This window comes from Streptomyces sp. NPDC027185 (assembly GCF_055567035.1).
Map to the genome: position 1 here is coordinate 398,272 of NZ_JBVHRF010000001.1, position 18,053 is coordinate 416,324.

Sequence of the window (18,053 nt, forward strand, 5' to 3'; positions counted from 1 at the left end):
ATACGGCGCCCGGCCCCGTACGGCCGGCCGGGCGCCCGGAGCCCGCGCAACCGGCCCGCGCAACCGGACGCGGCCTCCTCGGCCGCGGCCACGGGACCGTAGCTGCCGGACCCCTGACGGGGGCGGGCACGGCCGAACGCGGCGCCCGGCCCCGTCAGCCGTGGGCGGGCCGCGGTCGCGCGTACCCGCGGCCCCGCCCGTCTCACGGGGTGAGCCGGCCCCGTCAGTCGCGGATGGCCGCGGTCATCCCTCCTCGCCCAGCAGGTCCCGCAGTTCCGTCACTGCCCGGCGGAGCCGGCCGGCGAAGGTGTGCATCGGCTCCGCGACCTTCTCCGGGGTGCTGAGGTAGAGGTGGAAGCGGTCGGCCAGGAGGACGTAGGCGACGCCGATGCAGCGGCTGCTGGTGGAGCCGAAGCCGAAGAACTGGATGTGGGCGGAGGGGGCGGAGCTGGTGCTGAGGTAGTCGTCGCGCAGGGTCAGCCAGCCCGGGGAGCGGTAGAGGGCGGGCTGGTCGGGGAGGCCGAGTTCCGGGCCACGGCGGCGCTGGATCAGCTCCAGTTCCCACAGGTGCTGTTCGGGGGCGCGGCCCGCCTGGCAGTCCTTGGCGCGGGCGACATGGGCCTGAGCGGCGGCGCGGAAGGCGGCGCGGCGGGTGGCGGGGTCGGCGGCCGGGTCCTCCATGGCGGCGACGAAGTGCCGGATCTCCTCGGTGACCACCCGCATCGCCTCGGTGCGTCCGCGCCGCCACTGCCGGGTGGCGATCGATTCGTAGGTGGCGCCGAGGTGGCCCTTGGCGCGCTGGTGGGCGAGTTGGTAGGCGAGCTGGACGAAGGCGTCCGGGGAGACGCCGAGGGCCTTGGCGGTGTCGGCACCGAAGTCGTCGAAGGTGACGGTGCGGGTGGCGGTGGCGCGGCCGTACGCGGCGAAGGCGTCGGCGGCGGCGCGGACGCGGGCCCGGGTGGCGGGGTCGGTGGTGAAGGTGAGCGGGGTCGGCGCGGGCGGGCCCTGGGTGCGGGCGCCGGCGAGGCGGGCGTGCTCCTCGGGGGTGGTGGCGAGGAGGCCGTCGACGAAGGCGAGGACGGTGGTGCCGTCGAGTTCGCAGTGTTCGATGTTGATGCCGGCGCGGCCGTCGGCGAAGACGATGAGGGAGACGGCCTTGTCGAACCAGCGGTTGCCGCGGTCGCCGTACAGCAGCTCGTCGCACGCCTCCTGGACGCCGTCGGGGGCGAAGTCCTCCAGGCAGACGCAGAAGAGGGCGGTTTCGACGGTGTCGAGGGCGGCGGCGTTGCCGGGGTCGGTGAGGAGGGCGGTGCGGGCGTCGGCCCATTCGGCGCGGGCCAGGGTGGTGAGGTGGCCGACGGAGGTGCCCGGTTCGGCGGGGGCGGCGCCCGCCTCGCGTACGGCGGCGAGCCCGGCGCGCAGGTCGTCGAGGCCGTAGGGGGTGCCGTCGGGGGCGAGGACGTCGAGGCGGAACATCCGGCCGTGGAAGAAGACGACGATGTGGCGGGCGCGGGAGGGGCCGGGCCACTCGGCGGAGTACGGGGAGCGGACGGTGTCCTGGTCGGTGCCGGGGATACGGGTGGTGGAGAAGAGGTAGCGGTGCTGGTCCATCGACTGCGGGCGGCCGCGCTGGAGGACGGGCGGGAGCCGTTCCTCGTCGAGGAGGCGCTTGTGGTGGAGGGCGCCGGCGATGAGGCCGGCGGCGCGGGAGAGCTGGGGGTCGGCGGCGAGGGAGGCCGTGGCCGGGGCGCTCTCGCCCTCGGCCGGTGCGGCGTCCGGTGTGCCCGGCGCGGCGCCCGTCCCCGGCGCGGCCTTCCCGTCCCGGAACTCGTCCCGGAACAGGAAGAAGAAGTTCGCGTTGAGGGCGATGCGGTCGCGGCGGCCGAGGTAGCGGTAGGGCCAGAAGGTGTCGAGCCAGCTGTGGGTGGTGGGGAGCGCGTCGTAGGCGGCGAGGGCGGCGTGCAGGACGGGGCCGGGGCCGTCGGGGGCGCGGAAGGCGGCGACCTCGGCCTCGGTGGCGGCGCGTTCGGCGTCGGTCAGCAGCGGGCGGCACCACTCCAGGAAGAGGGCGCAGCTCTCCTCAAGGGTGGGCAGCGGCACCTTCGGGAGCTGGTCGTCGTGGGCGAAGGTGGTGCCGGGCGCGGTGTCCTCGGGTGTGGGCATGGCGGCTCTCGATTCGACGGGTGCGTACGGGCGACGTGCTCAACGAGCGGGAATCGTACGGGGGTTGGTCAGTCCAGGAGGGTGTCGCCGCGGACCGCGCGGCGGGCGGCGGCCTCGTGGGCGGGCAGGACGCGGCCGAAGAGCTGGCGGGTGCGGGCGAGGCTGCCGATGACGCCGGGCCGCTCGCTGTAGGCGAAGATCGCGGAGTGCCGGGCCCGGGTGCCGCGGACCGGGCTGACCCGGTGCAGCGCGTAGCGGCCGCGGAAGAGCTGGAGGTCGCCGGGGCGCAGCGGGAGGCGGCGGACGAGGTGGCCGCCGTCGCCGTCGAGGACGGCGCGGACGTCGTCGAAGCGTCCGTCGTCGGCGGAGCGGATGCCGGGGCAGTACTCGAACTCGCCGCCCTCCGCCGCCTCCTGGGTGAGCATGCTGACGGTGAACTCGTTGGTGTCGAAGTGCCAGGGGTGTTCCATGCCCGGTTCGACGACGTTGAGGACGAGTCCGGCGAGCGGGTCGGCGAGCGGGTGCAGCCGGGGCAGGCCGAAGCAGGCGGCGAGGAAGCGTTGGAAGTCCGGGTCGGTGTGGAGCCGGCTGATGAGCGCGTCGGCGGGGATGCGGTCGCGGGGGACGAAGGCGTTGCCGCGCAGGAAGGTGCGGCGCCCCGGGTGACCGTCGGGCAGCGGGGTGTCGGTGGCGATGTTGTAGACGTTGACGGTCTCGGTGGCGAAGTGGGCGCGGGGAGCGAGGCCGGCGCACTCCTCGCGCAGGGCGTCGCGCTGCGGCGGGCGGAGGAAGTCGGCGAGGACGGTGCAGCCGTGGGTGCGCAGCTCGCGGCGGGCCCGCTCGATGACGGTCCGGGCGGCGGGGGCTTCGGGGTCGGCGAGGGGGTAGCGGTCGGTGTCGACCACGTGGTCGAGCGTGAGCGTCGTGGACGGTGTGCTCATGCGGTCCCTTCCGTGTGCGGGCGGGCGGCCTGCGCGCCGCGCGCCGTCGTCCCCGTACGGAACGCGCCGTCGGCCACCCCTCGGAATGCGGCAACTCTACTGAGAGGTAACCCAGTTGGGGCCGGGCGAACGGGAAGTCCGCTGTGAGACGGCCCACGGTGCGGCGGGGGCGGGCGGGGCGCGCCGGGTGGGCGCGGGCTCGCGGAGGCGGTCGGCGGGGCGCGGGCACCGGTCCCGGGCCGGGCGCGGGCGAACGGCGGCGCCCGCAGAGCCGTCGGGTGACAGCGGACGCCGGGCGGGCCGCGGGGCCGGCGGCGGACCGGGCCCGCGCGCCGTCGCCTGGGTCACTCTTTTATGCAACTTGTTGCACAAGACCGTTCGGGTGCCCTAGAACGTCCCTGACGACCGTCGCCGCGCCAGGAGGCCCGATGAGCCCGAGCCCGTACCCGAATCTGCTGAGCCCGCTCGATGTGGGGCCCGTGACGCTGCCCAACCGCGTCCTGATGGGATCGATGCACGTCGGACTGGAGGAGGCGCCCGGCGGGTTCGCGCGGATGGCGGCGTTCTACGCCGAGCGGGCGCGCGGCGGCGTCGGGCTGATCGTCACCGGCGGGTTCGCGCCCAACGACGCCGGGCGGCCGTACGAGGGCGGGGCGGCGCTGACCACCGAGGCGCAGGCCGCCGAGCACCGGCTGATCACCGACGCGGTGCACCGCGAAGGCGGCCGGATCGCGCTCCAGCTGCTGCACTTCGGGCGGTACGCGCACCATCCGGACCTGGTGGCGCCGAGCGCGCTCCAGGCGCCGATCAGCCCGTTCACCCCGCACGCGCTGACCGACGAGGAGGTCGAGCGGACGGTCGAGGACTTCGTGCGCGCCGCGGAGCTGGCGCGGTCCGCCGGGTACGACGGCGTCGAGATCATGGGCTCCGAGGGCTATCTGATCAACGAGTTCCTGGTGACCGCCACCAACCGGCGGACCGACCGGTGGGGCGGCTCGTACGCGCACCGGATGCGGTTCCCGGTGGAGATCGTCCGCCGGGTGCGGAAGCGGACCGGGCCGGACTTCCTGATCATCTACCGGCTGTCCATGCTGGACCTGGTGCCGGGCGGCTCCACACTGCCGGAGGTCATCGAACTGGCCGGGGCGGTCGAGGCGGCCGGCGCCTCGCTGCTCAACACCGGGATCGGCTGGCACGAGGCGCGTATCCCGACCATCGCGACGTCCGTGCCGCGCGGCGCGTACACCTGGGTGACGCGGCGGGTGCGCGGTGCGGTGAAGCTGCCGCTGGTCGCCGTCAACCGCATCAACACCCCCGAGGTCGCCGAGGAGGTGCTGGCCGGCGGGGCCGCCGACATGGTCGCGATGGCCCGGCCGTTCCTCGCCGACCCGGAGTTCGTCGCCAAGGCCGGACGGGGCGAGGCGGCGGCCATCAACACCTGCATCGGCTGCAATCAGGCATGCCTCGACCACACCTTCAGCGGGAAGATCACCTCCTGTCTGGTCAACCCGCGGGCCTGCCACGAGACGGAGCTGGTGCTCTCGCCGACGCGGCGGCGCCGGCGCGTCGCCGTGGTCGGCGCCGGGCCCGCCGGACTGGCCTGCGCGGTGACGGCGGCGGAACGCGGCCACGACGTGACCCTGTTCGACGCCGCCGCGGTGATCGGCGGGCAGCTCGACATCGCCCGCCGGGTCCCCGGCAAGGAGGAGTTCGCCGAGACACTGCGGTACTTCCGCCACGCGCTGGAGCGCTCGCGGGTCGACGTCCGCCTCGGCACCCCGGTCACCGCCGAGGCGCTGGACGGCGCCGGGTACGACGAGATCGTGCTGGCCACCGGCGTCACTCCGCGCACCCCGCCGATCCCGGGCACCGATCACCCGAGCGTCCTCGGCTACCTCGACGTCCTCCGGGACGGCGCACCGGTCGGCGAAGACGTCGCGGTCATCGGCGCCGGCGGCATCGGTTTCGACGTGGCGGCGTTCCTGACCGACAGCGGCGAACCGGCGAGCCGGGACCCGGAGGTCTTCTTCCGTCAGTGGGGCGTCGACACCGGGTACGGCGCCCCGGGCGGCCTCACCGCACCGCGCCGGAGCGCGCCGCCGCGCCGGGTCCACCTCCTCCAGCGCAGCACCACCAAGGTCGGCGCGGGCCTGGGGAGGACCACCGGCTGGATCCACCGCACCGAACTGCGCCACCGCGGCGTGACGATGACCGCCGGCGCCACGTACCACCGCATCGACGACGACGGGTTGCACCTGACGGTCGGCAAAGAGCGCCGGACCCTCGCGGTGGACACCGTCGTCCTCTGCACCGGCCAGGAACCCCGCCGCGACCTGTACGACGCGCTGGCAGATGCCGGCCACTCCGTCCATCTGATCGGCGGCGCGGAACTCGCGGCCGAACTCGACGCCAAGCGCGCGATCGACGGAGGGACACGGCTCGCGGCCCGGTTGTGAGGGCGGAACGGCGGACGCGGGGCGTGGTGCGGCTCCGGGCGGCCGGCACCGGACTCGGGCCGCCGTCACGTGCAGGCGCGCGGGCGGGGCGGGGCGGGGCCGGGCTCCGGGCTCCGGGCGGCCGCGGATCCGCGCAGGTCCGGGCCGCCCGCACGGGCGGGGCCCCGGGCGGACGGGGCCCTCGCCAGGCGTCCGGACCGGCCTAGGATGCGTCCATGTCCCTGCCGTACGCGATCCTCACCGCCCTGTTGGAGAAGCCGTCGTCGGGGCTGGAGTTGACGCGGCGGTTCGACAGGTCGATCGGCTACTTCTGGTCGGCGACGCACCAGCAGATCTACCGTGAACTGGGCAAACTGGAGGCCGCCGGGCTGATCCGGGCGCTCCCCGCCGCGCAGCCCGCCCGGGGGCAGAAGAAGGAGTTCGAGGTGCTGCCGTCCGGCCGCGCCGCGCTGACCGCGTGGGCGGCCGAGCCGCAGGACCCCAAGCCGCCCCGGGACGCCCTGCTGCTGCGGATACGGGCCGCGGCCGTGGTCGGCCACGTCGGGCTCGACGAGGAACTGCGCCGCCATCTCGGCCTGCACCGACGCCAGTTGGCGGAGTACACCGCGATCGAGGAGCGTGATTTCCGGTCCGCCGACGCCCCCGGCGACCGGCTGCGCCGACTGGTCCTCCGCGCCGGCATCGACCTGGAGACCTTCTGGATCACCTGGCTGACGTCGGCGCTGGCGGAGGTGGCGGAACTGACGGATCCGGCGGACGCGGCGGACACGGCGCAAGCGGCCGGTGCGGAGAGCGCCGGGGACGCGGCGGACGCTGCTGCGGATGCGACCGCCGCAGAAGACGCCGGAGGTACGGAGAGCGCCGGAGGTACGGAGAGCGCCGGGGGCACGGCGGACTCGGGCGAGGCCCCCTAGGGGAAGCCCGGGGTACTCCCCCGGCACGGGCCCCGGCGTCAGCTCGGGCACCGGCAACGGCCCGGCCAGGGCATCCCAGGGCTCGGGGTCAGGGCCGCCCGGCCCCCTCCCGTTCCGCCACCACCCGGTGGGCGGCTTCACGCAAGGCTTTGACCTGGGGCTGGTCCCGTTTGGCGGGGAGCCAGGCCAGCGCCATCCACCAGGGGGCCAGGTCCTTGACGTCGAGGTAGGAGACCCCGGCCCTCGGATACAGGTGACGGGCGGCCTCCGGGGGAAGCTGGATGCCCTCGCCCATGGCGATGGCCAGCAGCGATCCGGCGTAGTCGACGACGCCGTGGTCGGTGTAGCGCACCGGGCCGCCGTCCGGCCGCGGGTCGGCGGACCAGTGCTCCCGGTAGACCCGCGGCACCCGCGGTGACCAGCCCAGATGCGGGTGATCGCAGAGATCGGCGAGGCTGATGGCCGTCCGCTGCGCCAGCGGGTCCGCCGCGCTGATCGCCGCGCACCGCGCGCCCCCGGCGAGCGTCAGGTACTGGATGCCGTCCGGCACCGGGAGGAAGAGGAAGGCGACGTCGACCTCACCCTCCAGCAGCACCGTGGCGGTGTCGAACGCGGCGCGCCGCATCCGTACGCCGACCTCGGGCAGCGCCGCCCGGAAGGTGTCGATGACGGCGGGCACCGGCTCCATCAGCGCGATGTTCTCGAACGAGCCGATGACCAGGCTCCCGGCGCCCGAGCGGGCCGCCGCCTCCTCCCGCAGCCGGTCCGCGGCGCGTACCGCCTCCCGTACCGCCGGGAGCAGTTCCCTGCCGGGGCGGGTCAGCTCGACCCGGCGGGTGGAGCGGTCGAGCAGCCGGACGCCCAGGTCGCGTTCGAGGGTGCGGATCTGCTGGGAGAGGGCGGGCTGGGTGAGGAACAACCGGGCGGCGCTGCGCCCGAAGTGGAGTTCCTCGGCCGGCACCAGGAAGGCCCTCAGATGCCGCACATGGGCGTCGCGCGGCGCGCCGTTCCTCGTCATGCCCCTACCCTCCAGGATTCATAACCTCCTTGCAATCAATGCGAGTTGAAGTGGCATCGGACCGGCGTTGCGGGCCGTGCGGGCGGCTGGAAGGCTGGTGATCACGGCGCGGGCAGCGGGCTCCGGATGCCCACAGGGGGGGGCGTTCGCATCCGCGGACGTGCGACGGGCCGCTTTCCGGCTGCATACCGGGCCCGGAGGCGACGGACCGCTCGCTGCCCAGGCTCCGCGCCCTCGGCGCGGAAACCGTCCGACGGGGGAATCGGGGGGATACCGGGCCCTCGCGGGCGTCAGCACGACGCCCGCGAGGGCCCGATCTCCTGATCCGGTGCCGGTCTCCCCCGCACCGGATGCTCCCGGTGTCAGCAGTTGTCGTAGAGCAGGGCGCGTACCAGACGGCAGGTGGTGTCGGACGGGCGGTGGACGCCGATGGTGTCGGCCATCGCGCGTATGCGGCCGTTGGGCGCCTGGTCGGGGCCGTGGACGCCGGTGTCGAGCAGGGCTATCGCCAGGCGCATGGCCTTGAGGCGGCGGTTGTGGGATTCATACCGCTCGCGGGGCCAACCGGCGGGCAGCGGCTTCTTGGCCGGCGCATGCGCCGGAAGAGGTTTCGTCGTCAGAGCGGCAGGGGCCATCGGGCAACCTCCAGATGCTGGGTGAACCCTCACTTACTGGTCCCCATTCTACGGCCGGCCACTGACAATCGCCCCTGACCAGCAGCGATATGACGTCCCGGGGACGGATCCGGTCAGCGGGCCGCGGCCGCCTCGCCGGGCGCCTGCGCCGTCGCCCGCAGCCGGACCTTGTCGGGCTTGCCGACGGGGGTCAGCGGCAGCGCGTCGCAGATCCGGAACGCCACCGGCGCGTACATGGCGCCTTTGTCATGAACCACCAACGCGCGCAGCTCTTCCGGGTCGACGGTGCGGCCCGGCGCGGCGACCACCGCGGCGTGCACCTCCTCGCCCGCGTCGGTGCGCACGCCGTAGACGGCGCACTGCGCGACGTCCGGGTGGGTGTGCAGCAGATCCTCGATCTCCAGCGGGTGGACGTGGCCGCCGACGACGATGATCACGTCCTTGGCACGGTCGACGAGGTAGAGCCGGCCCTCCTCGTCCAGGGTGCCGATGTCGCCGGTGCGCAGCCAGCCGTCGCCCACCAGCACCTCGGCGGAGCGCTCCGGCTGCTTCCAGTATCCGGACATCACGCCCGCCGACCGGACATGGATCTCGCCCGTCTCCCCCGGTGCCAGGGTGCGGCCCCCGGCGTCCCGTACGGCGATCTCGACGCCGGGCCGGGCCCGGCCCACGGTGAGGCGGCCGCCCGGTCCGGTGACGTCCAGGTCGGCGGGGACCGCCTCGGCGATCGACAGCGCCTCGGACTGGCCGTACTCCCCGTAGAGGACCGGGCCCAGTACCTCGGCGGCGTGCCGCATCCGGGTCGGGGACGCCGGGCAGCCGCCGTAGGTGACGCGGGTGAGGGAGGAGAGGTCGGTGGCGGGCAGGTCGGGGTGGTCGAGGAGGCGGTAGAGGAGCGGCGGCAGGGCCCACAGGTGGGTGATGCGGTGGCGGGCGACGGCGGCGAGCACCTCGCCCGGCTCGAAGCCCGGCAGCAGGACGGCGGTGCCGCCGGACACCAGCGTCACATCGGTGAAGATGCCCGCGAGGTGGGCGAGGGAGGTGGCGGCCAGGAAGCGGGGCGGGTTCCCGGCGGCGGCCATCGGGCGGGTCAGCATGCGGGCGTAGGGGGCGTGCGTCATCCGGACTCCCTTGGGGACGCCGGTCGTTCCCCCGGTGTGGCGGATGCACCAGTCGTCCCCGGGGAGCGCCGCCCCGGGTATGTCGGGCGTTGCGGGGAGCGCGTCGCAGGCGGCCGCCAGGTCGTCGCCCAGTGACGGCTCCGCTGGGGCGTCCGGGACGGGGCCGAGGGTGTGGACGGCGGGCCGGGGCCCGGACAGGTGGCCGAGGAGGGCGCGGGCGGCGCCGGCCAGGTCCGGCGAGACGAGCAGGAACGCGGCGTCCACACCCTCGACGAGGGTGGCGAGGGTCGCGGGGGCGAGCCCGTCGTAGAGCAGGACGACCCGGGCGCCGAGGTGGCCCGCGGCGTAGCGGGCGGTGAGCGCGGCGGGGCGGGTGGTGCTGAGCACGGCGACGGTGGTGCCGCGGCCGACGCCCCGGGCGGCCAGCACGGCGGCCGTCCGGTGCACGGCGTCGGCCAGCTCACCCGCGGTGAACTCCCCGCCGTCGGCGGCGATCAGGGCCGTACGGGCGGGATCGCGGCGCAGGGCGGCGAGGAGGACGTCGGGGTAGGCGGCGTCCGGGGAGGCGGGGACGGTCACGGGCGGGCTCCTTCGTGCGGTGCGGTGCGGCGGGCCGGCGCGGGCGGGGCGCCGGCGTGTGACGGCCCGCCGGTACGCCGACGCTACGGCCCGCGACGGCCCGTACCTGCGCGAATGCGCCATCGGGGCCCGGCGGTACGTCAGCCGAGCGCCGCTTCCGCCGCCGCCAGGATCTCGGTGACGCGGCGGCCGAAGCGGAGGTCGCAAGGGTGCGGGCGGCCGGTGCGGGCGGCGAGGAGGAGGGCGTCGACGGCGCGGTGGTAGGCGGGCAGCGGGCCGTCCTGACGGTGCGGCAGGACGGCGACGCCGGCGGTGCCGCGCAGGGTGACGGCGACGCCCGCGGCGGCGGGGGGCGCGGTCAGGCTGAGCGTGGCGGAGCTGGCCGCGCCGCCCCGGTGGCGGAGCGTCAGCAGCACGGTGTCGGCGGGCCCGGGGCGGGCGGCGACGTCCACCGCGTCGCCGAGGACCGGCAGCAGGACGGAGAGCGCGTGCGGTCCGACGTCCCACAGGGCGCCCTTCTCGCGGCGCCAGGCGGAGACGGCGTACGGGCTGTCGCTGCCCTCGGCGAAGACCGAGCCGAGCCAGTCGGCGTGGGCGGTGAACCAGCCGCCCTCCTCCGCGCGGCCGGCGATCCACTCGGCCTCGTGGGTGCCGAAGCGGGCGGTGAAGAAGACGATGGTGGCGACGTGTGCGCGGGTGGCCGCCTCGTCCAGGGTCCGGGCGGCGTCCGGGTCGAGGGCGACGGGTTTGTCGAGGAGAAGGTGGCAGCCGGCCTCGGCGGCGCGGGTCGCCAGGGATGCCTGGACCGCCGGCGGCAGCGCCAGGGCGACGGCGTCGCAGTCGGCGAACAGCGCGTCCGGTGAGGTGTGGGCGCGGGCACCGTGGGCGCGGGCCAGTTCCTCGGCCGCCTCCGGGCGGCGCCCCCAGACGCCGGTCAGTTCCACTCCGGGGTGGGCGGCCAGGGCGGGTGCGTGGACGCGCTGTGCCCAGAAGCCGGTGCCGAGAAGTCCGATACGCGGGGTCGTCATGGGGCCAGTCTGCCCCGCGGGGTGCCGCTCCCCGGGGTGACCGAACCCGGCGCGGGGGCCGGAATCACCCGGGGCCGCGCGCATCCGGCGGTGGACCGGCCCGGGGCCCGGGGGAGGCCGGTCGGCGACGCGTTCCGGAGGGGCGCGGGCGGCGGCTCCGCGCTCCCCCGGACCGTCGCCGTACGCCCCGCCCGTACCACGCCGTACCGGGGACGTGGGCGAACTGACGCCGTACCGGGCGCGGGTGACAGGGGGCTCCGGGGCAGGGCGACACCATGTGGGCGATCCGTCTCACACCTCGGTCCTTGTGAAGGACATATCAACTGCCGTCTGCTTCAATGGGCGACATGGCCAGCCTCAATGACAGCGCGACGGGTCGCAGCGACCTGGAGCCCTTCTGGCCGTCCCGCCAGGCGCACGCCTTCGATCGTCTGTGTTGCCGCGCGCACTGAGCGCGGGCCCGCACCTCTTCCGTCCGACGCCGTTCAACGGCGCCGTCGGCCCTGCCCGCGCGCACGACGTCCCCTGACGCTTCTCTGCGCGAAAGAGCTGAATTCCATGACGAACATCCGCCCGCTGCCTGCCACTTCCGCGACGGCTCCCCTCCCCTCCTCCCCTCCCCCGCACGTCGGCCGGCAGCGGCTGCGCGCCGTGGCACCCGATGAGGTGCCGCCGGTCGCCGAGCTGCTGACCTCGGGCGCGACCTGGCTGCCCGCACCGCAGGGCAGCCTGCCGGTACTCCCGGGCCGCCCGCCGATGGTCGGCTACCTCGTCCTCGTACCGGCCGAGCAGGCCGCGGCGGCGGGCCACCGTCCGGCCGCCGCCCCCGCACCCGCCGCCGGACCGCCCGGTGGGTCCGCCCACGAGACCGCGCCCGCCCCCGGTGCGCACACCGGTGACGAGGTCGTACGGATCGATCCGGAGCAGCGGACGGCGCAGGTGCTGGGCCGTCCGCTGGATCTGACGTATCTCGAATTCGAGCTGCTGGCGCATCTGGTGGCGCATCCGCACCGGGTGCACACCCGTGATCAGCTGGTGACGACGGTGTGGGGGTACGGGCACGTCGGTGACGGCCGGACCGTGGACGTCCACATCGCCCGGCTGCGGCGGAAGCTCGGCGCCGACCACCGGGCGTCGATCGTCACGGTGCGGCGCGTCGGCTACAAGTACGTGCCCAGCGCCTGATCCGTACGGCGAACGGCCGGGTCCGCACGAGGGTGCGGGCCCGGCCGTCCGTCTGTCCGGGGTCAGTATCCGTGGCACGCGGGGGCGTGGGGGCGCTCCGGTGCGCCGGGGTGCGGGGCGGCGAGGACGGCGGAGCGGGCGAGGGCCGCCAGTTCGCGGCGGTCGCGGCAGCGTCCCGGGGGCAGCGCCGGGTGCGCGGTGACCCGTACGGCGAGGCCGCGGGCGGTCAGGACGCGGCGGAGCGAGGCGAGGAAGCTGTCCGGGCCGCAGAACGCGGCGACGGTGGAGGGCCGCGCGCCCTGGGTGTAGGTCAAGGTCACCGGGCGGACGGGGGCGCCGGCGTCGAGCGCGGCCTGGAAGGTGGCGCGCCGGAAGACGCCTCCGTCAGCGGTGCACCAGGTGGTGGCCTGCGGGAACACCGCGACGGACCGGCCCGAGGCCAGGATGTCCGTCAACGCGCCGACGACATGCGGGAGTTGGCGGGGGCTGGCGCGGTCGATGAAGTGCGTACCGGCGCGGCGGACGAGGCCGCCGGCCACCGGCCAGGTGCCGACCTCGCGTTTGGCGAGCACCGGTGCCGGGTCCACGGCGAGCAGCGCCGGGATGTCGAGCCAGGAGATGTGGTTGGCGACGATGAGGGTGCCGGACCCGGCGGACGGCGCGCGCAGCGGCCCGCCGCCGTCCAGGCGGACGCCGAGGGCGGCGAGCAGGGCGCGGGCCCGGTCGCGCAGCCGCGCCGGGTCGGCGAGGTGCCCGCCGTCGGCCAGCGCCCGGCGGACGGTGGCGGCGAACGCGGCGCCGCGCAGCGCCGTGGTGACCGCCGGGACGGGCGGCAGGGCGTGGCGCGCGCAGTGGCGGCCGCAGCCGGGGGTGACGTCCCAGGGGCCGCCGGTCATGCCGCGCGCTCCGGGGAGCGGCGTTCCGGTCCGCGGGGGCCGGGCGTCACGGGGGTGCGCGGGGCGGTGTCCGTCCCGAGGAAGTAGCGGCGGTAGCGGTCGCCGAGGCGTTCCATGTCGAGGACGACGAAGAAGTCGGCGACGGCGAAGTCCGGGTCGTGGGCGGGCGGTCCGGCGATCCAGGCGCCGAGCCGCAGATACCCGCGGAGCAGCGGCGGCAGCTGTGCGGCGGCGGGCTTTCGGGGCAGTTCTCCGGCGGGCAGCCAGGGCCGGTGCGGGACGGCGTGCAGGCCGGGCGGGGCGGGGTGGCGGGTGCGGGCGAGTGCCCAGGCGTGGGCGGCGGCGGTGCCGCCGTCGGTGAGCGGGACGGAGGCGCAGCCGGCGAGGTAGCGGTGGCCGGAGAGGAGGGTGTAGCGGGCGAGGGCGGCCCACATCTGGTTGATGACGGCGCCGCCGCGGTGGTCGGGGTGGACGCAGCTGCGGCCCGCCTCGATGAGGGAGGGGCGCAGCGCGTCCAGGGCAGTGAGGTCGAACTCGTCGTCGGAGTAGAGCCGCCGGGTGCGGCCGGGCGGCAGCAGCCGGTAGGTGCCGACGACCTCTTCGGAGGGGTGGTGGACGGTGACGAGGTGGTCGGCGTGGGCGTCGAGGGCGTCGGTGTCGTGTCCGGGCAGTTCGGTGTGCAAGGTGGCGCCCAGTTCCTGGCCGAATATCCGGTGCCGCAGCCGCTGCGCGGCGCGGATCTCCGCGTCGGTGGCGGCGAGCGCGGTGGTGTAGCCGGGCTGCGGCCCGGTGGCGGGTGCGGGGTCGTGGGCGGGGACGGTCGGGGCCGTACGCATGGCGAACCCTCCGGGGAGGCGGCGGTCTCCCGGCTGCGGGAGGCCGCGGAACGGTGGCGGACGCCGGTCCCGTGGCGCGACCGGCGGAGTACGGGTTGCGGTGTCGGGAAGCGGGACGGGCACGGCGGCGCGCGCCCGGGGCACGGGCGGGACGGTGGTGCACCCCGCCCCCGACTGTCCCCGCGGGTACCGTCCGGGCGCGTGAAGCGGAGGGAGCGTACGGGTGAGGGGCCGCCGAACAGTCACCGGTGGGGCCGGGACGGGCGAGGCCCGGGGTGGGCCGGTCGTGGGACGGGCGGTGCCTGGAACGGGGGTTGGCCCGAGGTGGGGGCCGGAACGAAGTGGACCTGGAACGGCCCGGCCCGGAATGAAATGAGGTGGCGCCGGGGCGGCCGAGTCTTGGAACGGGCGGGCCCGGCCCTGGAACGGCCCGGTCCCTGGAACGAGCCGTCCCGGGCGTGGGATCGCCGAACGGGCGCCGGGCGCGGGCCACGGGGGCAGGGCACGGCCGGTGCCCGGGACGGGCAGGACCAGGACGGTCCTGCCCTGGAACGGCCCGGCCCCCGGAACAGGCCGGAACCAGGAACGAGCCGGTCCCGGAACGATCGGGTTCCGGAACGGAACACCCCAGGAACGGTCGTATCCCGTTACGGACGGGGCCCGGAACGGCCCGTCCTCCTCCTTGGAGTGGTGGCCGGGGGCCGTTAGCGTGCCGGTGCGGGCGTGTCGCCCGCGCGCTTCCGCACCGTCCCCGTTGTGTCGCCGCAGGACCGCCGAGCAGTGGAGGCCGCCATGTCCCGTCCGACCCGTCGCACCCTGCTGGGCTCCGCCGCCGCGCTCGGGGCCCGCGCCACGCTCGGCGGGGGCGCCGCCGTCCCCGCCCCGGAGGCGGCGGGTGCCGGCGCCCCGTTCGACACCGGTCCGGCGCACGACGCGCTGCGCCGGCTGCTGCCGCGCCACGCCGAGCAGTTCCGGCTCCTCCCGCTGCCCCCGGACGGCCGGGGCGGGGACCGGTTCCGGGTCGGCGGGCGCGCCGGGCGGATCGAGATCGCGGGCACCTCCCCGGCGACGCTGCTGACCGGCGCGCATCACCATCTGCGGCACACCTGCCGGGCGCACTTCTCCTGGGGCGGCGACCAACTGGCGCTGCCCGCCCGGCTGCCGGCACCGGACGCGCCCGTCGAGCGGTCCTGTGCGCTGCCGCACCGCTTCGCGCTCAACGACACCCACGACGGCTACACCGCCCCGTACGCCGACTGGCCGCGCTGGGAGCGGCTGATCGATCTGCTGGCGCTGCACGGGGTGAACGAGGTGCTGGTCACGCCCGGCGCGGAGGCGGTGTACCACCGGCTGCTGACCGGATTCGGGTACTCCGACGCCGAGGCGCGCGCCTGGATCCCGCTCCCCACGCACCAGCCGTGGTGGCTGCTGCAGAACATGAGCGGCTACGGCGGGCCGATCGATCCGGCGCTGCTGGCGCGGCGGGCGCGGCTGGGGCGGCGGATCACCGACCGGCTGCGCGCCCTGGGGATGAAGCCGGTGCTGCCGGGCTACTTCGGGACGGTGCCGGTGGACTTCGCGGCGCGGAACCCGGGGGCGGTCACTGTGCCGCAGGGCGTCTGGGCGGGGCTGCGGCGCCCGGACTGGCTGGACCCGCGCACCACGGCGTTCGCCGGTGTCGCCGCCGCGTTCTACCGCCACCAGCGCGACCTGCTGGGCCCCGCGGGCCACTTCAAGATGGATCTGCTGCACGAGGGCGGCGATCCGGGGGACGTCCCGGTGGCGGACGCGGCGCGGGCGGTGGAACGGGCGCTGCGTACCGCGCATCCCGGGGCGGTGTGGGTGATCCTCGGCTGGCAGGAGAACCCGCGGGCGGAGCTGCTGGACGGCGTCGACCGGGACCGGATGCTGATCGTGGACGGGCTGAGCGATCTGGACACCGTCACCGACCGGGAACGGGACTGGCGCGGGACGCCGTACGCGTTCGGGACGATCCCCAACTTCGGCGGGCGCACCACGCTGGGCGCGAAGACGCACCGGTGGACGGAACGGTTCACGGTGTGGCGGGACAAGCCGGGCAGCGCGCTGGCCGGGACGGCGTACATGCCGGAGGCGGCGGAACGGGACCCGGCGGCGTTCGCGCTCTTCGCGGAACTGGCGTGGAACGAACGGCCGGTGGACCGCGCCGCGTGGTTCGACGGCTACGCGGACGCCCGGTACGGGGGACGGGACGGCGCCGCGCGGGCCGCGTTCGCCGCACTGCGCACCAGCGCGTACGAGATCGCGAGCGCCGACGGGCGGCCGCACGACGCGGTGTTCGCGGCCCGGCCGGATCTGGCGGCGCGGTCGGGGACGGCGCACGCCACGCACACCCCGGCGTGCGATCCGGCGGCGGTGGACACCGCGTTCGCCGCGCTGCTGGCCGTCCGGCCCGCGCTGCGCGGCGCCGACACCTACCGCCACGATCTGACCGACCTGGCGCGGCAGGCGCTCGCCAACCGTTCCTGGCAGCTGATCCCCCAGCTCCAACAGGCGTACCGGCGGGGTGACACGGCGGCGTTCCGGGCGCTGTCGGCGCTCTGGCTGCGGCTGATGCAGCTGAGCGAGGAGACCGCCGGCGCGCACCGGCGGTTCCTGCTGGGACCGTGGCTGGCGCAGGCGCGGGCGGCGGCGGGCGGGGACGCGGCGCTGGCGGCGCGGCTGGAGTGGTCGGCCCGCACACTGATCACCGCGTGGGCGGACCGCCCGACGGCGGACGGCGGACGGCTGACGCGCTACGCCAACCGCGACTGGGACGGGCTGACCGGCGAGGTGTACCTGCCGCAGTGGCGGGCGTACCTGGACGAGTTGGCGGACGCGCTGGCGGCCGGGCGGGAGCCGAAGACGTTCGACTGGTACGCGTGGGAGGAGGCGTGGACGCGGCGGCGGGAGCACCATCCGCAGCGGCCGGTCACCGACGCGTACCGGACCGCGCGGCGGGTGCGGGACGTCCTGGCGGCGGCGCCGTTCCAGGGGACGCTGACGGTCGCGGCGGAGCCGGTGGCGCTGCCGCCGGGCGGGCGGGGACGGCTGAGCGCGGCGCTGCGGAACGTCAGCGGGCTGCGCGCCACCGGCCGGGTGGACTTCGCGCTGCACGGACCGGCGGCGGAGCCGGACGGTCCGCTGTCGCTGCCGTCCGTCGGGCCGGGCGCCACCGGCCGGGCGCACTGGCGGGTCACGGCGCCGCCGGGCCCGCCGGCCGAGCCGCTGCGGGCGCTGCCCTACACCCTGACCGCGGTGTACGGGCCGCGCGGTGCGGAGCGGGTGCGGGCGGTACGCGAGGACGCGCTGTGGGTGGCGGGGCCGCTGGCGGCAGGGTGGCGGACGGTCACCACCAACGAGGCGGTTTTCGGTCAGCTGGCGGACCGGTTCGCGGTGCACGGCGGCGGCAGCGATCTGTGGCGCGCCACCGCGGAGTTCGGGGCGGTGTACCGGCCGGGGGCACTGGCCCCGGGAGGATCGGTGCGGGCGGAGGTGGTGCGGCAGGACGCCACGGCGCCGTGGGCCCGCGCGGGGCTGATCGTCCGCAACGAACTGGCGGCGGAGCCCGGTTCGCCCGGGGCACGCGGTTTCCTCGACCTCGCCGTCACCCCGGACCACGGTGTGGTGCTGTCCTACGACGCGACGGGCGACGGCACCCTCGACACCTACGTACGGCTCGCGGGGGTGACCGCGCCGGTGACGCTGCGGCTGGCACGGGGCGCCGACGGGGCGGGCGGCGCGGCGTACACCGGGTCGTGTTCGGTGGACGGCGGGACGACGTGGCGGGAGGTCGGGACGGTGCGGGTGCCGGGGGCCGCCGGGACGCAGGACGCCGGGATGTTCCAGTGCGCGGCCACCTCCGGTTCGGGGGTGCGCGGGACGGCCGAGTTCCGCCGCTGGGGCGTCCGGTGACCGGTCGGTCACCCCGTACGCTGAGCCGGAAGGATCACGTGAGTGAGGGGACGACGGCATGAGCGCCGCAGCGGAGCAGGAAGCAGCTGAGCGGGAAGCGGCCGAGAGGGCGGCGGTGAAGGAAGCGGAGAAGACGTGGCTGTACGGCCTCGACATCTCGGACGCGACCTGGCAGCGCGCCCCGGGTGACGCGGAGGAGGCGGTCGAGATCGCGTTCCTGGAACGCGGTGCGGTCGCGATGCGGAACTCCACCGAGCCGGATGTGGTGCTGCGTTACACCAAGGCGGAGTGGGACGCGTTCGTGCTGGGCGCCCGCGACGGCGAGTTCGATCTGGAGATCTGAACGGC

The 18,053-nt window shown here is 75.9% G+C and carries 12 protein-coding genes and 1 pseudogene; 5 read left to right on the forward strand and 8 right to left on the reverse strand.

The features are described 5' to 3' along the window. Window positions 1-243 precede the first annotated feature (243 nt). Both ACZ4M8_RS01680 and ACZ4M8_RS01685 read right to left on the reverse strand, forming a co-directional pair. Entirely contained in the window at window positions 244-2,163 is a 1,920-nt protein-coding gene (locus ACZ4M8_RS01680) for a choline/carnitine O-acyltransferase (protein WP_467602456.1), read from the reverse strand. 68 nt (window positions 2,164-2,231) lie between these two features. Then, window positions 2,232-3,104 (reverse strand): HalD/BesD family halogenase, encoded by an 873-nt coding sequence (locus ACZ4M8_RS01685; protein WP_467602458.1) that lies wholly within the window; start codon window positions 3,102-3,104, stop codon window positions 2,232-2,234. A gap of 428 nt (window positions 3,105-3,532) precedes the next feature. Between ACZ4M8_RS01685 and ACZ4M8_RS01690 the strand changes: the two genes are divergently transcribed. Further along, entirely contained in the window at window positions 3,533-5,560 is a 2,028-nt protein-coding gene (locus tag ACZ4M8_RS01690) for an oxidoreductase (protein WP_467602460.1), read from the forward strand. Between the two features lie 215 nt (window positions 5,561-5,775). Beyond that, a pseudogene (locus ACZ4M8_RS01695) lies at window positions 5,776-6,303 on the forward strand (PadR family transcriptional regulator); the annotation flags it as partial. A 259-nt stretch (window positions 6,304-6,562) separates the two neighbouring features. Here the strand turns inward: ACZ4M8_RS01695 and ACZ4M8_RS01700 are convergent. The 4 genes from ACZ4M8_RS01700 to ACZ4M8_RS01715 all read right to left on the reverse strand — a co-directional run bounded on the left by ACZ4M8_RS01700 (window position 6,563) and on the right by ACZ4M8_RS01715 (window position 10,855). Then, window positions 6,563-7,492, reverse strand: coding sequence for a LysR family transcriptional regulator (locus ACZ4M8_RS01700; RefSeq protein ID WP_467602462.1), 930 nt, complete (start codon window positions 7,490-7,492; stop codon window positions 6,563-6,565). A gap of 362 nt (window positions 7,493-7,854) precedes the next feature. Further along, complete coding sequence (locus ACZ4M8_RS01705; protein ID WP_467602464.1) at window positions 7,855-8,127, reverse strand: hypothetical protein; 273 nt, start codon at window positions 8,125-8,127, stop codon at window positions 7,855-7,857. A gap of 113 nt (window positions 8,128-8,240) precedes the next feature. After that, entirely contained in the window at window positions 8,241-9,827 is a 1,587-nt protein-coding gene (locus ACZ4M8_RS01710) for an AMP-binding protein (RefSeq protein ID WP_467602466.1), read from the reverse strand. 140 nt (window positions 9,828-9,967) lie between these two features. Further along, the gene (locus tag ACZ4M8_RS01715) at window positions 9,968-10,855 is read right to left on the reverse strand and encodes a Gfo/Idh/MocA family protein (protein ID WP_467602468.1); all 888 of its coding nucleotides are present in this window, start codon (window positions 10,853-10,855) and stop codon (window positions 9,968-9,970) included. A 558-nt stretch (window positions 10,856-11,413) separates the two neighbouring features. Here ACZ4M8_RS01715 and ACZ4M8_RS01720 point away from each other — a divergent pair. After that, window positions 11,414-12,040: a winged helix-turn-helix domain-containing protein gene (locus ACZ4M8_RS01720; RefSeq protein ID WP_467602470.1), complete on the forward strand. Its 627-nt coding sequence runs from the start codon at window positions 11,414-11,416 to the stop codon at window positions 12,038-12,040. Between the two features lie 62 nt (window positions 12,041-12,102). Here ACZ4M8_RS01720 and ACZ4M8_RS01725 read toward each other — a convergent pair whose 3' ends face one another. Beyond that, a complete protein-coding gene (locus ACZ4M8_RS01725) occupies window positions 12,103-12,936 on the reverse strand; it encodes a lysophospholipid acyltransferase family protein (protein WP_467602472.1) in 834 nt (277 codons plus the stop codon). Continuing rightward, the gene (locus tag ACZ4M8_RS01730) at window positions 12,933-13,772 is read right to left on the reverse strand and encodes a GNAT family N-acetyltransferase (RefSeq protein WP_467602474.1); all 840 of its coding nucleotides are present in this window, start codon (window positions 13,770-13,772) and stop codon (window positions 12,933-12,935) included. Before ACZ4M8_RS01730 ends, ACZ4M8_RS01725 begins: the two co-directional genes overlap by 4 nt. Before the next feature lie 792 nt (window positions 13,773-14,564). On the opposite strand from ACZ4M8_RS01730, the gene ACZ4M8_RS01735 reads away from it, so the two are divergent. Then, window positions 14,565-17,705 carry an alpha-N-acetylglucosaminidase gene (locus ACZ4M8_RS01735; RefSeq protein ID WP_467602476.1) on the forward strand — a complete coding sequence of 1,047 codons (3,141 nt, stop codon included), beginning with the start codon at window positions 14,565-14,567 and terminating at the stop codon, window positions 17,703-17,705. A 58-nt stretch (window positions 17,706-17,763) separates the two neighbouring features. Continuing rightward, entirely contained in the window at window positions 17,764-18,048 is a 285-nt protein-coding gene (locus ACZ4M8_RS01740; protein ID WP_467602478.1) for a DUF397 domain-containing protein, read from the forward strand. Window positions 18,049-18,053: the final 5 nt, after the last annotated feature.

Bases quoted from the DNA above. Each gene is read 5' to 3' on its own strand.
- ACZ4M8_RS01680 (WP_467602456.1), bottom strand. From the start codon at position 2,163: ATGCCCACACCCGAGGACACCGCGCCCGGCACCACCTTCGCCCACGAC.
- ACZ4M8_RS01685 (WP_467602458.1), bottom strand. From the start codon at position 3,104: ATGAGCACACCGTCCACGACGCTCACGCTCGACCACGTGGTCGACACC.
- ACZ4M8_RS01690 (WP_467602460.1), top strand. From the start codon at position 3,533: ATGAGCCCGAGCCCGTACCCGAATCTGCTGAGCCCGCTCGATGTGGGG.
- ACZ4M8_RS01700 (WP_467602462.1), bottom strand. From the start codon at position 7,492: ATGACGAGGAACGGCGCGCCGCGCGACGCCCATGTGCGGCATCTGAGG.
- ACZ4M8_RS01705 (WP_467602464.1), bottom strand. From the start codon at position 8,127: ATGGCCCCTGCCGCTCTGACGACGAAACCTCTTCCGGCGCATGCGCCG.
- ACZ4M8_RS01715 (WP_467602468.1), bottom strand. From the start codon at position 10,855: ATGACGACCCCGCGTATCGGACTTCTCGGCACCGGCTTCTGGGCACAG.
- ACZ4M8_RS01720 (WP_467602470.1), top strand. From the start codon at position 11,414: ATGACGAACATCCGCCCGCTGCCTGCCACTTCCGCGACGGCTCCCCTC.
- ACZ4M8_RS01725 (WP_467602472.1), bottom strand. From the start codon at position 12,936: ATGACCGGCGGCCCCTGGGACGTCACCCCCGGCTGCGGCCGCCACTGC.
- ACZ4M8_RS01730 (WP_467602474.1), bottom strand. From the start codon at position 13,772: ATGCGTACGGCCCCGACCGTCCCCGCCCACGACCCCGCACCCGCCACC.
- ACZ4M8_RS01735 (WP_467602476.1), top strand. From the start codon at position 14,565: ATGTCCCGTCCGACCCGTCGCACCCTGCTGGGCTCCGCCGCCGCGCTC.
- ACZ4M8_RS01740 (WP_467602478.1), top strand. From the start codon at position 17,764: ATGAGCGCCGCAGCGGAGCAGGAAGCAGCTGAGCGGGAAGCGGCCGAG.